The organism is Streptomyces sp. NPDC032091 (genome assembly GCF_055580265.1).
The window spans coordinates 271,007-285,784 of sequence record NZ_JBVILR010000008.1; the positions used below are offsets into that span (position 1 = coordinate 271,007).

Below are 14,778 nucleotides of genomic sequence, written 5' to 3' on the forward strand. Positions count from 1 at the left end.
GCCCGCCGGGGCATACCGTGGCCCCATGGAGCAGCGCATCACCCTGGTCACGCTCGGGGTTTCCGGTCTCGCCCGCGCCAAGGCCTTCTACCAGGCGCTCGGCTGGCGGGGGCAGGAGGTCGAGGAGACCGTCTTCTTCCAGGCGGGCGGCCTGGCACTCGTCCTGTGGGACCGCGGCGCACTCGCCCGGGAGTGCGGCCTGGAGCCGGGCCCGGCGACCGGCTTCGGCGGGATCGCCCTGTCGCACAACGTCCGTTCCGACGCGGAGGTGGACGCCCTGCTCGCCACGGTGGAACGGGCCGGCGCGACGGTCACCAGGCCCGCCACCGTGAACGCCGTCGGGTTCTACTCCGGCGCCTTCACCGACCCCGACGGACACGCCTGGGAGATCGCCCACAATCCCGGGTTCCCGTTCAACGAGGACGGCTCGATCACCCTCCCCGACTTCGGCGGCCACTGAGCCGGACGGACTCCCCCGCCCCGGCCGTGGCCACCCCGCCCCGCCCGGCGGCGGCCGGTCACCCCGCACGGCCCGCCGGTGTGACCGCCGGAGCGAAGCGAACCGGACGGGACACCGCGTGCGGGCCGCGCACCCGGGTCCCGAAGACGACGACCTCGCAGCCCGGCGCGACCCGGCAGTCGACCGTGCGCCCGTCGACGGTGGTGAAGGTCGCCGAGAGCGCGACCGTCTCGTCCAGCCGCCCCCGGTCCGTCGTGGCGGGCGGGCGGCTCCGGGGGCGGCAGCCGGTGGCCTCGGTGGAGCCCGCCACGCACTCCATGACCAGCGAGTGGTACTGCGGCTCGTAACCGCGCCCGGTGACGTGCACGGACTGGCCGTCCACCAGGCCCTCGGAGGGGTCCACACGGACCGTAGGGGGCGCCTCCGGCGCGCCGTGGGGCCGGAAGGCCAGCGGGACGGTGGTCAGGACGGCGCCGGTGTTGTCCGTCAGGGCCAGCCGGCACGGGTGCGCCGCGGCGGCGGTACGGCAGTCGAAGGTGCCCGCACCGGTGGCGAGCTGTGCGTAGAGCTTCTTGGGAGACGGGTCGAGGGTGCCGTCCGGCAGCACCCGGAACTGCCGCCCGGTGGCCTCGTCGCAGGCTCCCGCCACCGTGTCCGGAGCGCACATCTCCACCCATACGTACGCCTTGGGCGGTCCGCCCTTGACGGAGAACCCGACGACGTCGCCGTCGAGCAGCCTGGTGGTCCGCTGCACCGCGAGCTCCGGGCCGGCGGGCGCGGCCTGCGCCGCTCCGCCCCCGGCCGGCCCGGCGCCCGCCAGGACCACCACGAGCCCCGCCCTCCCGAGAACCCCCCACAACCCCATCGCCGCCCCCTTCTGCCGCTCCCATCGGGTCGAGGGGGATCCTCCTGTGCCCGGACCTCCCCCACAAGGACGCGAACCGGCCGTCCCGGCGGGGCTGCGGTCACCGGCCTCCGGCCGGCGGGAGCGCGCGGCTGCGGAGCAGCTTCTTGTCCGGTTTGCCCGCGTCGGTGAGGGGCAGCGCGTCGACGAAGGCGATGCGCGCGGGCTCGTACATGGCGCCCTTCCGCTCCCGTACCAGGGCGCGCAGTTCCTCCTCGCCGACGGTGCCGCCGGGCGTGCGGACGACGACGGCGTGCACGCGTTCCATCAGGTTGGCGTCGGGGACTCCGAGCACCGCGCTCTGTTGGACCTGCGGATGGGAGTTGAGCACGTCTTCGAGTTCCACGGTGTACACGTGGCCCCCCACGACCACGATCATGTCCTTGAGCCGGTCCACGATCGTGAGGTAGCCGTCCGCGTCGACGTAGCCGATGTCCCCGGTGTGGAGCCAGCCGTCCCGCAGGACCTCGGCGGTGAGTTCGGGCTGCTTCCAGTAGCCCTTCATCACGTGGGGGGAGCGTACGCAGATCTCACCGTGCTCGCCGGCGGGCAGGTGCCGCCCGTCGGGGGCGAGGACGGCGACCTCGACGCCCTCCATGGCCTTCCCGGCGGTCCGCAGCAGCTCCGGGCGGCGCGGGTCGTGGTCCTCGGGGGTGAGCAGGCTGATGCCGCCCGCCTCGTTCTGTCCGTAGAACTGGGTCAGTACGGGGCCGAAGCGCCGGACCGCCGCCGCGAGGCGGGCCGGGGAGGAGGCGCAGCCCCCGTAGGTGAGCACGCGCAGGCTGGAGGTGTCGGCCCGGTCGATCCGGGGGTGGTCCATCAACTGGTAGAGCAGTGGCGGCAGCAGGAACATGTGGGTGACGCGTTCGCGCTCGACGGCGTCGAGCACGGCGCCGGCCTCGAACCCGTCCAGCAGGACGACGGTGCCGCCGCCGAGCAGTGTGGTGTCCGCCATGAGGCCCGCCGCGTGCGCGAGGGTGGTGCACACGAGGGTCCTGACCGGCTCCTCCTGCGACCAGCGCGGTCCGATCGACGCGCACTGCTCGAAGGTGGTGCAGATGGCCTTGGGGTGCCCGGTGGTGCCGCCGGTGTGGCGGATGGTGCAGATGTCCTGCGGACGCGCCTCGCCCTGTAAGGCCTCGGTGGAGGCGCCGGCGGCGAGTGCCGTCAGGTCGACGCCCGTGCCGGTGCCGCCGCCGAGGACCAGCACCCGATCGAGCGGCACCCGGCGGCCCAGGTCGGCGGCGCGCTCGTGGTGGGCGGGGTCCGCGATCAGCGCGCGGGTCTCGACGTCCCGGAGGATGTCGGCGTGCACATCGGCCGAAAGGCCGCCGTAGAGGTGGTTCACGGCGCAGCCGAGGAGCCCTGCGGCGTAGCGGGCCGCGAGGGTCTCGGGAAGGTTGCCGGAGAGGAGGGTGACCGTCTGGCCGCGGCCGATCCCCTGGGAACGCAGGGCGCGGGCCATGGCGTGGACGAGGCCGCGCAGTTCGCCCGCGCTGATGCGCCGGTCCCCGTGCACCAGGGCCTCACGGGCGGGTTCCTTGGCCAGGGTGTCGAGTATCTCCTCCACGTGGCTGTGGAAGTGTTCGGTGGTGCCGTCCATACCGATCCTATTGGTTGACTTGAGCAACTAGGCGGAGATTAGCGGCCGGTGATCCACAAGCCCAAGTCGGACGCCGACATCCGGCCACCGCGGGCCGCCCGGATCGGCTCGGTGCGGTGCGTGACGCCGCCGGGCACGTCGCTCAGCCGGGCTCCGACAGGAAGCGGTCGACCTCGGCGGCGAAGCGGGACGGGGCGTCGTGGTGGACGACGTGACCGGCCGTCAGCTCGACCAGGCGGGCACCCGCGCCCCGGCGGGCCACCATGTCCCGGGCGTGTCCGGCCGCCAGCTCGTCGCTCTCCGTCCCGCGGACCAGCAGGGTGGGGGAGGACACCGCCGTCCAGTCGTCCCAGTGGTCGCCGCACAGCGCCCGCTGGGACGCCACGGTGTCGTCGGCGTCGAAGGAGAAGCCCCAACCCCCGTCCCGCTGCCGGAAGGAGCACTCCAGATAGGGCGCCGCCGCGTCCAGGGCGGCGACGAGGGCCTCCCGCGAGGGGGCGGCACGGGGAAGGCGCGTGGTGAACGACCAGTCGCAGTCGACGACCGCCCCGATGTCCTCCACGATCAGCCGGCCGACCCGGTCCGGGTGGCGCGCGGCGAACTGGTAGGCGTTCACCCCGCCCAGGGAGTGGCCCAGCACCGGTACCGGGCCGACCGCGAGGTGCCGGTGGAAGTCGAGGAGGTCGGCGACGTAGCCGTCGCGGCCGTAGTCCGGGGCGCGGTCGGACTCCCCGTGGCCGCGCTGGTCGAGCGCGATCACCCGCCACCGCGGCGCCAGCTCCGCGGCCAGCGGTGCGAACGCCGCCGCCTCGTTGTAGTGCCCGTGCAGGGCCAGCAGCGGTGCCCCGGGACCGCCGAAGTCCAGATACGACAGTTTCCGCCCACCGGCTCCGAAGTACGTACGCATGCGGCGGATCATAGGACCCGGCACCGACAGTCGGGGGATGTGACCATCCCATGATCCCCTTTGCGGCCGTGCGGAGGCGCTTGGGATGAGCACGGGGCCGGGGGCGGCCTGAGTACCTCCGCTCATGCGGCCGGAACGGGAATCCGGTGGGCTGGGGTCATGCGCGAAACGAACCCGTCCCCGCCCACCGACGCCGCCTCCGGGCGGCCCGGCACGGGCGGGGCGTCGATGTGGACGACGGCCTGGACGGTGGCCCTGATCCCCGTGGCCTTCCTCTTCGGCGGCCTCGCACCGATGGCGACGGACGCCCACCCGGGGACGGTGGCCGTCACGACGGCCCTGTGGTGGTCGTCCTGGACGGCGACCCCGCTCCTGGTCGCGGCCTCCCGGCTGCTGTCCGCCCGCCCGGACCTGGCCGTCGCCGGACGCTGGGCCGGGCGGGCCGCTCTGTTCCCCCCGGTGGCGGTGATCCTGCTGACGAGCGCCATGTGACGGGCGGGGCGAGTGCAGCGGCCGGCGGCGAGGGTTGGGCGGGTTCAGGTCGACGCCTTCCGGTAAACCGCCATTCGGCTGGTCTCTCCGGCGGGTCAGGACACGTCCCCCCACCATCGGGCCGCCGCTCGGTCACGCTCGACGGGTCTGGCGGCTGGGGAGCCGGATCGGTTCCAAGCCGCCGCCGTCCCGAAACGGAAGGCCAGCCGCGACCATGCTCGTCAACCAGCTCGCTCTCGTATCCGAGACCAAGACCAACCAGATCACCCCTTCGCAGCTCAACCGCGTCGCCGCCGCGCTCCAGAAACAGGCGACGCGCGACTTCGCACCCCTGTGGCAAGTGAACGCGACCGTGGACGCGTTCGACAGGCTGGAGGACGTACCCGTCGGGTACTGGCCGCTGATCGTCGTCGACGAGGTGAGCGGCGCGGCGGGGTTCCACACGGACGAGAACGGGCAGCCGTACTCCCTGATCGAGTTCAGCGGCAGCTGGTCGCTGACGGCCAGCCACGAGATGCTGGAAATGCTGGGCGACCCGTTCGGCAACCGTGTGGTCTCCGGCAAGTCCCCGCACCCCGACCAGGGACAGGTCGAGTTCCTCGTGGAGGTCTCCGACCCGTCGGAGGCCGAGGAGTTCGGCTACACCGTCAACGGCCTGCTCGTCTCCGACTTCTTCACCCCGCGCTTCTACGATCCGGTCACCGTCGCGGGCGTGCGCTACAGCTTCGGCGGTCACATCACCGCGCCCCGGACGATCCTGCGCGGCGGGTACATCTCCTGGCGGGACCCGGTCGCGGACGAGTGGTGGCAGCAGACCTGGTTCGACGGCAAGGCGCCGACGTTCCGCAAGCTCGGCAAGCTGTCGGGCGGCGGCAGCATCCGCGAGGCCATCGACGCCCAGACCAAGACCGTCAGCCGCCTCGCCGCCAGCGGCCCCTCCTCCAAGCCCTATCAGGCGGCGCGCGCCCTCACGGCCCGCGTCCACGAGTCCACCAGCGCCCGGGCCGACGCATGGCGGGCCCAGATCGAGCGGCTGAAGGCGGCGAACCCGGCGGCGGACGCCTTCAAGGCCGAGGGACAGGGGAAGACGAAGGCCGGCAAGGCGAAGGCGAAGGCCAAGGGGAAGGGGAAGTAGGCGGAGGTGCGCAGGTGCGGAGGACAATCGGTCGCGTAGCACCTTCAGCCCGCCTGGCAGGGAGGCCGTCGTGAGTGAGGACACCCAGCGACGCAAGGAGCGCGCGGATCGCCTGCGCGAGATGATCCGACGACCCGGGTCGAAGCCCGGGCCTCCCGAACGGGAGAGCCTGCGGGAAGGCGTCGAACGCCGGATGCGCGAGCTCGACGAAGCCGAGCGCGAGGAGCACGAGAAGCACGAGAAGGGCGAGGAGCGCGAGAGGCTCCGGGGTGACCGGCGTCGCCCGGCGGCCGAGGGCGAAGACGGCGAAGCCTGAGCGCACCGGGACCGCGCCCGGCCGGAGCAGCGCCGGCCGGGCGCGCGGGCGTGCCCGAGGTCAGCCCGTCTTCTCCCCGGGGGTGCGGGCGTAGCGCTCGTAGACCACGTGGGAGCCGATCGTCCTCGTCTCGACGAGGTCCAGCCGCAGGAGGGCGGTGACCGGCGGCAGGAACGGCGTGCCGCCACCGACGACGACCGGGTGGCGGACCATGCGCAGCTCGTCGACGAGACCGAGGCCGATCGCCTCCGCGGCCAGGCCGGCGCCGCCGATCGCGACGTCCCCGTCGGACGCGTCGAGCGCCGCGGCGACCTCCTGCGCCAGCGGCCGTCGCGCGAGGCGTGCGTTGCCCTCGACGGTGTCGAGGGTACGGCTGAAGACGATCTTCGGCAGGGCGCACCAGACGTCGGCGAACGCGTCCCCGAGCGCGTCGGCACGCAGCGCCGGGTCCGTCTCCCACACGAGCATGGTCTCGTAGAGCCGGCGACCGCACAGGTGGGCGCCGAGCCGGCCCGTCTGCGCGAGGTGGAAACGGAACAGCTCCTCTTCGGGCTCCGTCCACCCGAACCCGCCCTCGCGGTCCTTGATGTAGCCGTCCACCGAGACGTTCATGGAGTAGATCAGCACGGTTGCCTCCCCTTCCTCCGTCCAGTGTGCGCGGCGCGGCACGGAACACGCGGGAGGCCCCGCGCGTAGCCTGGCGGCCCGAGGCGGCGGGAGACGGGAAGGCGGGGCGTTCATGGCCGAGGCACGGGGCGACGACCGGTACGCGTACGACGCCGTGGTCGTCGGGGCGGGGGCGGCCGGGCTGGCGTGCGCCTCGGACCTCCGCGCGGCCGGGCTGCGCGTGCGGCTGCTGGAGGCCGGGGACGCGGTGGGCGGCCGGATCCGTACCGACCGGGTGGCGGGCTTCACCGCCGACCGTGGCTTCCAGGTCTTCAACACCTGCTATCCGCAGGTCAGACGCCGCCTCGACCTGCGCGCCCTGTTCCTGCGGCCGTTCACCCCCGGGGTCCTGGTGCACACCGACGCCGGGCGGGTCCGACTCGCCGACCCCACCCGCCGCCCCCGCGACGGCATCGGGCTGCTGACCGGCGGGCGGGTCGGTCCGCGCGACGCGCTCGCCTTCGGCGTCCTCTCGGCCCGCTCCCTGCTGGAGCCCGCGTCCCGTGTGCGGGCCCGGCCGGACGTCACGACGCGGACGGCCCTGGCCGACGCGGGCCTGTCCGAGGAGTTCGTCGAGACGTACCTGCGGCCCTTCCTGTCGGGCGTGTTCCTGGAGGATTCCCTGGAGACCTCCGCGCGCTTCTTCCACCTGGTCTGGCGCAGCATGCTGCGCGGCACGCTCTGTCTGCCCCGCGACGGGATCGGCGCGGTACCGGCGCAACTCGCCGCGGGCCTGCCCCCGGGCGTCCTGCGCACCTCGTCACAGGTCTCCGGACTGGCTCCGGGCGGAGTGGTGTGCGCAGGCGGGGAACTGTGGGCGCGCGCCGTGGTCGTCGCCACCGGAGCCGGCGCGGCGGCACGCCTGCTGCCCGGCCTGCGGGCGCCGGAGGGGCGGACCGTCACGACCCTGTACCACGCGGTGGGACGTTCTCCGCTGCGCGAACCCACCCTGCTGGTCGACGCGCGCCGCCGGTTCCTGAACTCGTGCGTCCTCACCGAGGTCCAGCCCGGGTACTCCGGTGACGGCAGGGCCCTGGTGTCGACGTCCGTGCTGGGGGCCCCGGGTCCGGCGGAGGAGGCGGCGGTGGTCTCCGCCCTCGCCGAGGCGTACGGCGCGGACACGGGAAGCTGGGAGCCGGTGCACCGCGTGACGGTGCGCCACGCCCTGCCCGCCATGCCGCCGCCGCTCCCGCTCACCCGGACCACCCGCTTCGCCCCGGGCCGTTACGTCTGCGGGGACCACCGTGCGACGGGCTCGCTCCAGGGAGCGCTCGCCTCGGGGGCGAGGGCGGCCCGCGAGGTGCTCGCCGACCTCAGGGCTCCCGCCGTGCCGGGGGCGGTCCCGTGAACCGGGCGCGGGGCGAGGAGTCGCGCAGCCGCCGGTCGAGGAGCACCACGGAGGCGAAGCCGGTGGGCCCGGACGGGCCGCCTCCCTCGATGCCGGTGAGGAGGGCCGCCAGACCCCGTGCGTGCGTGGCGAAGACCCGGGGCGAGGTGAGGCGCCGGCGGGCTTGCTGCCCCGAGAGGGCCTCCTGGGCGCCGACGTCGAGGAGCACCATGTGCGCCGGCCGTCCGGTCCGCTCGGCGCTGCGGGCCAGCCAGCGGCGCAGCCAGGGCCGGCTGCCGCAGTCGTGGACGAGCAGCGGTCCGGTGCCGCGCATCCGCCTGCGTATCGTGCGCAGGTGGTGCAGCCGCGCCACGGGCCGGTACACCGCGTAGGGGAGCCAGGAAGGCATGAACGCCTCGCAGGAGGCGCGTGTGCGGCGCGGGTCGAGCACGGTCCCCGAACCGGCCCACGCGCGCAGCAGGGTGCTCTTCCCGCTGCCCGGGAGCCCGGCTATGACGACGACGGCGTCCCGCGGGTAGGACAGGCGCACGGCCTCGTCGTTACGGCCCCTCAGGTCGACGATCCCCTGCGGGGCGATGTCGCGGACGGAGCTCCGTCCTCGGTCCACGGCCGGCTTCGCGTCGTTCACGTCAGGGCCGGCCTCGGCCGCAGCGGACGGTACATCGTGCTCCTACTCCCATGCCGGGTGGCGTACGAGGGGCCCGGGGGTCCCCCGGCACCGCGGTGCGGTGTCCGGCCCTCCCCGACCCTATCCGGCACCCGGGCGCCCCCGTTCCCCGCGGATGCCGGTCCGGCGGGCCGCCTGGCCTGGCCTTCTTCCCCGCCCCTACAAGGAAGGGTCACGGAAATGTCTAGTTTGGGCAATACGTCATGTCTACGCAGGTTTGAGGATTCGACGAGGACCAGAGTGTGGCTCCTCGGCAGGACGCCGGGACTGTTCGGAGCCCGCCCGGCCGCCACGAGGCCGGGCCGTGCCGACCGTTGAAGGAGCCATCCGCATGTCCGCTTCCCTCGCCACCCGCCGCACCCTCGCCGCCGTTCTGGCGGTCGGCGCCCTGATCGGCGCCGCGTCGGTGCCGGCCGCCGCCGACGACCACCACCGCGACCACCGCGGCACGCACTCCGCCCTCGTCATCGGCGCCGTCGAGAACGCCGGCCGGGGGCACGACGACCGCGCCCTCAACGGCGAATGGGTCGAGGTGAGGAACACCGGCCGCCACAGCGTCAACCTGCGGGGCTACACCCTGACCGACAAGCAGGGCAACCGCTACCGCTTCCACGACCTCCGCCTCGCCGGCCGCTCCGGCGTCCGGGTCCACACGGGCCAGGGCCGTGACACGCAGCACGACGTCTACCAGGACCGCCGCCGGCAGATCTGGGACGAGCGCGACACCGCCACCCTCCGCGACGACCGCGGCAACGTCCTCGACTCCAAGTCCTGGGGCCGGCGCGGACACCACCACAGCTGAGCGGCTCCTGCGGCTCCCGCACCCGCCCGGGTGCGGGAGCCGGGCCGTCCGGCCCGTCCGGGCCGCGGGAGGGTTCGTACCCTGGAGGCATGCGTACGCGTCCCACCCTGGACTGGACCCCCTCCGGGGACCTGCCGCCGGGAACCACGGATCTGCAGCCGGTCGCCGACGTGCTGGGCGCCGGCGGTGTGCTGGTGCTCAGCGGGGCGGGGATCTCCACCGAGTCCGGCATCCCCGACTACCGCGGCGAGGGCGGCAGCCTGAGCCGGCACACCCCGATGACGTACCAGGACTTCACCGCCGACGCCCCGGCCCGGCAGCGGTACTGGGCGCGCGGCCACCTCGGCTGGCGCACCTTCGGCCGGGCCCGGCCCAACGCCGGGCACCGGGCCGTGGCGGCGTTCGGGCGCCACGGCCTGCTCTCGGGGGTGATCACCCAGAACGTCGACGGGCTGCACCAGGCCGCCGGCAGCGAGGACGTCGTGGAGCTCCACGGCAGCCTGGCCCGCGTCCTCTGCCTCTCCTGCGGGGCCCTCAGCCCGCGCCGCGAGCTGGCGCGGCGACTGGAGGAGGCCAACGCGGGATTCGAGCCCGTGGCCGCGGGGATCAACCCCGACGGTGACGCCGACCTCACCCGGGAGCAGGTCGGGGACTTCCGCGTGGTGCCCTGCGCGGCCTGCGGCGGCGTCCTCAAGCCCGATGTGGTGTTCTTCGGCGAGTCCGTGCCGCCGCAACGCGTCGAACACTGCCGCCGGCTGGTGCGGGAGGCGACCTCGCTGCTGGTGCTGGGGTCCTCGCTGACGGTGATGTCCGGGCTGCGGTTCGTCCGCCAGGCGGCGGAGGCCGGGAAACCGGTGCTGATCGTCAACCGGGACCGGACCCGCGGCGACCGGCACGCCGTCACCCGGGTCGCGCTCCCGCTCGGTGCGGCCCTCACCACCGTGGCCGACCGGCTCGGCGTGCCCGTCGACGGCGGGTCGGCGGACTGACCCCGGCGGGCGGTCAGCCGCCCGCGGGACGGCCGGGCAGCCGGGTGCCACAGCCGGAGCAGAAGCGGGCGTCGACCTCTATCGCGTGCCGGTGGCAGCGGGGGCAGACCAGGTGCAGGGCGCACGACGGGGGCTCGGTGGCCGGGGTGGCGGGAGCCCCGGCAGCCGGGACCGCCTCGGGGGCGGCCGCGGGGGCCGCGGCCGGGGCCGGCGGGGCGATGCTCATCCCCCGGCGTTTGCGGTGGACGGTCAGCACGACCAGGCCCTTCGGGCCGGCCAGCAGGGCCCGGGTGGCTCCGCGGGGCAGCAGGGCCAGGAAGCCGGGCGCCAGGTGCGACTGGGTGCCGTTCAGGGTGAGGATGCCCGTGCCCGAGACGACGACCAGCATGACGTCGACCTCGTCCTCGGTGTACGGCGCCCCTCCGGCCCCGGGAAGGTGGCGTACCAGGTTGGCGTCGAGCTGCCGGTCGCTGCCCCGCAGCCGCCACAACGCCCCGCTCTGGTTCTCCACGACCGCCGCGAGCAGCCCCGCGACGGTCGCCGTCTGCATCGTGTGCTCCTCCTCCACCAAGGCGCCCTTTCCCCGTCCGTCCGCGTTCGACCCCCTCATGATCCCGCACCGGCGCACCGGCGCGGGACCGGGAGCTCCGCGGGTCACCGCGGAGGGGGGCTCTTGACGTACAGGTGTTCCCACGGGGTGCGGGCGTACGACCGGCGGCGGCCGGTGCGCCGGGGCACGGAGGTGCCACGGTCCGGCTCAACGCCCCTGGAGCGCCCTGACGTTGTCGCCGAAGGTCCAGTTCCGGGACCCGTCCCAGTTGAGCGACCAGGTCATCAGTCCCTTGAGCCGGCCGCCGTAGGAGTTCCACGCCTGGGCGACCGTACTCGGGGCCATGTGGCCGCCGCCCGCGCCCGGCTGGGCCGGCAGACCGGGGACCTGCTTGTCGTAGGGCACCTTGACGGTGGTGTTCTGGACGACCAGGCCCCGGTCGAGGCAGTCGGTCTGCGCCGTGAAGCCCGCGACGGTCCCCGCGGAGTAGGAGTCGCCGCCGCAGCCGTACATGCTGCCGTTGTAGTACTGCATGTTCAGCCACCACAGGCGGCCGTTGTCCGCGTACTTCTTGACGACGGGCAGGTACGCGCCCCAGATCGACCCGTACGCCACGCTGCCGCCGGTGACGTAGGCGGTCTCCGGAGCCATCGTGAGGCCGAAGCCGGCCGGCATCCGGGCGAGGACGCCGTCGATGACGCGGATCAGGTTGGCCTGTGACGGGGAGAGCCGGTCGATGCTCCCGGAGCCGACGAGGCCGGTCTCGATGTCGATGTCGATGCCGTCGAAGTTGTACTTCTTGAGGAGGGGGACGATCGTCTCCACGAAGCGGTCGGCCACGGCGGTGGAGCCGAGGTCGATGCCGGCCGCCGCACCGCCGATCGACATCAGGACGGTGAGGCCGTCCTGTTTGGCCTGGCACATCTCGGAGGGGGTGGGCACCTTCACCGTGCTGTCCATCCCGTCCTCCCACAGGACGGTGCCGTCCGAGCGGATGACCGGGAAGGCCGCGTTGACCACGTTGTAGCCGTGGCCGCGGATACGGCTGTCGGTGAGGGGGATCCAGCCGAGGGGCGGGTGGACGCCGTTGGCGGCGCCGTCCCAGTTCTCCCAGTACCCCTGGAGCACCTTGCCCGAGGGCTTCGGCCGCAGGGCGCAGGTGTCGGGGGCGGTGCGGGGGCCGGCGGGCGGCGGGGTGTCCGCCGCGGCGGGTAACGGGGCGAGCAGTGACGCGGCGAGTCCGAGGCCGAGTCCGAGCAAGCGGAGGGTCCGACGGGGCATGGGTGTGCTCCCTTCGCGCCGTCCGCGCCTGGACGCGCGGGCGGGCGGGCAGGCCGGGGTGACCGGGAGGGAAGTGCGACCGTGGGGTGCGAACGCCGGCGGGACGGGGTCCCGGGAGCGTTCGCGGGGCGAGGTGCCCCAACGCCTCAACGTAGGTTTGGTCCAGACCATCCGTCAAGAGTGGCGGCAGGAGAGGGCCGCCCCGGCCGCCGCCACCCCGGCCCGTCAGTCCGTCAGTCCGTCAGTCCGTCAGGGACCGGACCGCCTGCCGCTCCAGGTCCAGGCAGCGGTCCACCCGATGCGCGCACGCGTCGAAGAGCTCGCGCCGCTGCGCCGGGCCGGCGTCGGGGGCCGCGTCCCGGGCGAGCGCGGCCAGTTCCGACCACTGGCCGGCCGACTCCCGCAGCAGTGCGGCGGCCTCGGGACGGCCGACGAGGTCCAGGAAGTCCGCGTACAGCGGCCGGGTCGCGCCCGGGGACGTCCACTCCTCCTCCAGGCCCGCGTACAGCCGGGCGGTGTTGGCGCGGAAGGCATCCGGCGTGCCGCCGAACCGGTGCTCCCAGCCCGCGCCGGTGCTGTCGTCGCGCAGCTGGGCGGCGAGCCTCTCCATGCCGCTGAAGCCGAAGTTCACGTCGAAGGCGTTCCCCAGGACGGGCCCGGTGAGGTGCCTGACGGTGGAGGCGATCGCCCCCTCGACGTCCGGCTCCCCCTCGGGCGGGCCGGTGGGCACGATCAGCTGGTGGCGGCCCTTGCGGTGCGCGGTCCAGGCGGCGCCGAACCGCTCGCGGTCGATCCGGTACGGGGTTTCGGCCCCGTCCTCGACCAGCAGTTCGTCGCCGTCGTACCCGGCGATGACGACGGTGTGCGCGTCGGTGCCGGTCATCTCGGCGTCCGGGTCGGGCCCGTGCCAGGGCAGGGAGGCCCGGTCGACCACGCAGAAGGCGGGCTGCCCGGCGTCGAGCGCGGCACGGACCCGGCCCCAGCGGGGGTTCATCGCCCGGGTCGCCTCGTACGGGACCCCGAGGCGGCCGAGCGCCACCTGGGCCCAGGGCTCGGGGTGCGCCTGGGCCACGATGGTGGCGAGGGGCGGCCTGCCCTCGTACGCGAAGACGAAGTACATGAAGCCGATGCCGCCGGCCAGGCCGGCCACGAGCTCCTCGTCGTGGACGCTGCCCAGGGCGTGGCGGATCAGCGAGGCCTCCCGGTGGCGCCGGGTGCCGAAGTCTTCGTATACGAGCACGGTCATGCGGCCACCCTAACCTTGGAAACAGCAGCTCAGCACCGTCCTTGAGTACGTACGGGCCGTTCACCTCCGTGCCGCGGCCGGCGACGGGGACGTCGCGGTACACCGGTGGGCGGCCGGCGGGGTGGTCCCCGGCGTGTGGCCGCGCCGGGGGGCGGGCGGGCGCCGTAGGTTCGCAGCACAGCGCCCGCGTGGTGCGGGGCGGCCGGCTCGGCGGAGTGCTCGGGAGAGTGTGGTCATGAACGGGAAGCGGATCATCACGGTCTTCGGCTCGACGGGGCAGCAGGGCGGTTCCCTGGCGCGGGCGGTCCTGGAGGACCGGGACGGCGGGTTCGCGGTGCGGGCCGTCACCCGCCGGCCGGATTCGGACGCCGCCCGGGAGCTGGAGCGGCTGGGAGCGGAGGTGGTCGGGGCGGACCTGGACGACGAGGAGAGCCTGGCGGGGGCGCTGCGGGGCGCGTACGGGGCGTACCTCGTGACGAACTTCTGGGAGGACATGGACGCCGCGCACGAACAGGCGCAGGCGGCGGCGCTGTCGCGGGCCGTCTCGCACGCCGGGGTGCAGCACGCGGTGTGGTCGACGCTGGAGGACACCCGGGAGTGCATCCCGCTGGAGGACGGGCGGATGCCGACGCTCCAGGGCCGGTTCAAGGTGCCGCACTTCGACGGCAAGGCGGAGGCGGACCGCTTCTTCCTCGACGACGGCGTCCCGGTGACGTTCCTGCGGACGACGTTCTACTGGGAGAACCTCTACGGGGCCTTCGCCCCGCAGCCCGCCGAGGACGGGGCGCTGGAGCTCGTCTTCCCGATGGGCGACAAGCGGCTGTCGGGCATCGCGGTGGACGACATCGGGCGGACGGCGTACGCCCTGTTCCGGGGCGGTACGGACTTCATCGGGGCGACGGTGAGCATCGCCGGCGAGCACCTGACGCTCGCGGAGATGGCGGCGGCGATGACCGACGCCCTGGGGCGGCCCGTTCGCTACCGGCCGCTGACCCCGGACGCCTTCCGGGCGCTGGGGTTCCCTGGTGCGGACGAGGCGGGGAACATGTTCCAGTTCTACGCCGACTGCGAGGCCCGGTTCGTCGCCGCCCGGGACGTCGACGCGGTCCGCGCGCTGCATCCGGGGCTCCAGGACTTCGCCACCTGGCTGGCCGGCCACCGGGACCGGTTCGCCTCCGTCTGACACCCGCGCGGGGCGGTCGCACCGCCGGGCGGCACGCGGCGACGCCCGGCGGGAGGTCCCGCCGGGCGTCGCCGGTGTGTGTCCGCTGTGCTGCGGTCCGCTGTGCTGCCGTCCGCCGTGCTGCCGTCGGCGGTTGCCGTGGGCGGCTTAGTACCAGTGGTTGGCCTGCCAGAAGTTCCAGGCGCCGACCGGGCTGCCGTAGCGGTCGTTCATGTAGTCCAGGCCCCAC

The 14,778-nt window shown here is 74.2% G+C and carries 17 protein-coding genes; 8 read left to right on the forward strand and 9 right to left on the reverse strand.

Features of this window, described 5'->3' with window-relative positions:
• Positions 1-25: 25 nt before the first annotated feature.
• Positions 26-460 (forward strand): VOC family protein, encoded by a 435-nt coding sequence (locus ACZ5NJ_RS16320; RefSeq protein ID WP_468765539.1) that lies wholly within the window; start codon positions 26-28, stop codon positions 458-460.
• A gap of 58 nt (positions 461-518) precedes the next feature.
• On the opposite strand, the gene ACZ5NJ_RS16325 is transcribed toward ACZ5NJ_RS16320, so the two are convergent.
• The 3 genes from ACZ5NJ_RS16325 to ACZ5NJ_RS16335 form a co-directional block, all read right to left on the reverse strand.
• Positions 519-1,325, reverse strand: coding sequence for a neocarzinostatin apoprotein domain-containing protein (locus ACZ5NJ_RS16325; RefSeq protein WP_468765540.1), 807 nt, complete (start codon positions 1,323-1,325; stop codon positions 519-521).
• Between the two features lie 100 nt (positions 1,326-1,425).
• Positions 1,426-2,967: an AMP-binding protein gene (locus ACZ5NJ_RS16330; RefSeq protein WP_468765541.1), complete on the reverse strand. Its 1,542-nt coding sequence runs from the start codon at positions 2,965-2,967 to the stop codon at positions 1,426-1,428.
• A 142-nt stretch (positions 2,968-3,109) separates the two neighbouring features.
• Positions 3,110-3,874 carry an alpha/beta fold hydrolase gene (locus tag ACZ5NJ_RS16335; protein WP_468765542.1) on the reverse strand — a complete coding sequence of 255 codons (765 nt, stop codon included), beginning with the start codon at positions 3,872-3,874 and terminating at the stop codon, positions 3,110-3,112.
• 159 nt (positions 3,875-4,033) lie between these two features.
• Between ACZ5NJ_RS16335 and ACZ5NJ_RS16340 the strand changes: the two genes are divergently transcribed.
• From ACZ5NJ_RS16340 to ACZ5NJ_RS16350, 3 genes are all read left to right on the forward strand, one after another.
• Positions 4,034-4,366, forward strand: a complete 333-nt coding sequence (locus ACZ5NJ_RS16340) for a hypothetical protein (protein WP_468765543.1) — start codon at positions 4,034-4,036, stop codon at positions 4,364-4,366.
• Between the two features lie 214 nt (positions 4,367-4,580).
• Positions 4,581-5,501, forward strand: coding sequence for a hypothetical protein (locus ACZ5NJ_RS16345; protein ID WP_468765544.1), 921 nt, complete (start codon positions 4,581-4,583; stop codon positions 5,499-5,501).
• Positions 5,502-5,571: 70 nt separating this feature from the next.
• The gene (locus ACZ5NJ_RS16350) at positions 5,572-5,817 is read left to right on the forward strand and encodes a hypothetical protein (RefSeq protein WP_468765545.1); all 246 of its coding nucleotides are present in this window, start codon (positions 5,572-5,574) and stop codon (positions 5,815-5,817) included.
• A gap of 60 nt (positions 5,818-5,877) precedes the next feature.
• Here ACZ5NJ_RS16350 and ACZ5NJ_RS16355 read toward each other — a convergent pair whose 3' ends face one another.
• On the reverse strand, positions 5,878-6,429 hold the full coding sequence (locus tag ACZ5NJ_RS16355; RefSeq protein WP_468765563.1) for a dihydrofolate reductase family protein: 552 nt from the start codon (positions 6,427-6,429) through the stop codon (positions 5,878-5,880).
• Positions 6,430-6,556: 127 nt separating this feature from the next.
• Between ACZ5NJ_RS16355 and ACZ5NJ_RS16360 the strand changes: the two genes are divergently transcribed.
• On the forward strand, positions 6,557-7,831 hold the full coding sequence (locus ACZ5NJ_RS16360; protein ID WP_468765546.1) for an FAD-dependent oxidoreductase: 1,275 nt from the start codon (positions 6,557-6,559) through the stop codon (positions 7,829-7,831).
• On the opposite strand, the gene ACZ5NJ_RS16365 is transcribed toward ACZ5NJ_RS16360, so the two are convergent.
• Positions 7,797-8,459, reverse strand: coding sequence for an AAA family ATPase (locus ACZ5NJ_RS16365; protein WP_468765547.1), 663 nt, complete (start codon positions 8,457-8,459; stop codon positions 7,797-7,799). The genes ACZ5NJ_RS16360 and ACZ5NJ_RS16365 overlap by 35 nt on opposite strands.
• 370 nt (positions 8,460-8,829) lie before the next feature.
• On the opposite strand from ACZ5NJ_RS16365, the gene ACZ5NJ_RS16370 reads away from it, so the two are divergent.
• Both ACZ5NJ_RS16370 and ACZ5NJ_RS16375 read left to right on the forward strand, forming a co-directional pair.
• Positions 8,830-9,300 (forward strand): lamin tail domain-containing protein, encoded by a 471-nt coding sequence (locus tag ACZ5NJ_RS16370; protein WP_468765548.1) that lies wholly within the window; start codon positions 8,830-8,832, stop codon positions 9,298-9,300.
• An 89-nt stretch (positions 9,301-9,389) separates the two neighbouring features.
• Positions 9,390-10,289 carry an NAD-dependent protein deacetylase gene (locus tag ACZ5NJ_RS16375; protein WP_468765549.1) on the forward strand — a complete coding sequence of 300 codons (900 nt, stop codon included), beginning with the start codon at positions 9,390-9,392 and terminating at the stop codon, positions 10,287-10,289.
• Positions 10,290-10,302: 13 nt separating this feature from the next.
• Here the strand turns inward: ACZ5NJ_RS16375 and ACZ5NJ_RS16380 are convergent, their stop codons facing one another.
• The 3 genes from ACZ5NJ_RS16380 to ACZ5NJ_RS16390 form a co-directional block, all read right to left on the reverse strand.
• Positions 10,303-10,839: a hypothetical protein gene (locus ACZ5NJ_RS16380; RefSeq protein ID WP_468765550.1), complete on the reverse strand. Its 537-nt coding sequence runs from the start codon at positions 10,837-10,839 to the stop codon at positions 10,303-10,305.
• A gap of 207 nt (positions 10,840-11,046) precedes the next feature.
• The gene (locus tag ACZ5NJ_RS16385) at positions 11,047-12,120 is read right to left on the reverse strand and encodes a chitinase (RefSeq protein WP_468765551.1); all 1,074 of its coding nucleotides are present in this window, start codon (positions 12,118-12,120) and stop codon (positions 11,047-11,049) included.
• A gap of 241 nt (positions 12,121-12,361) precedes the next feature.
• Positions 12,362-13,366, reverse strand: a complete 1,005-nt coding sequence (locus ACZ5NJ_RS16390) for a BtrH N-terminal domain-containing protein (protein WP_468765553.1) — start codon at positions 13,364-13,366, stop codon at positions 12,362-12,364.
• Between the two features lie 235 nt (positions 13,367-13,601).
• Here ACZ5NJ_RS16390 and ACZ5NJ_RS16395 point away from each other — a divergent pair, with 235 nt between their 5' ends.
• A complete protein-coding gene (locus ACZ5NJ_RS16395; RefSeq protein ID WP_468765554.1) occupies positions 13,602-14,549 on the forward strand; it encodes an NmrA/HSCARG family protein in 948 nt (315 codons plus the stop codon).
• A gap of 147 nt (positions 14,550-14,696) precedes the next feature.
• Here ACZ5NJ_RS16395 and ACZ5NJ_RS16400 read toward each other — a convergent pair.
• The coding region (locus tag ACZ5NJ_RS16400; RefSeq protein WP_450619489.1) for an aggregation-promoting factor C-terminal-like domain-containing protein at positions 14,697-14,778 on the reverse strand (82 nt) is incomplete at its 5' end.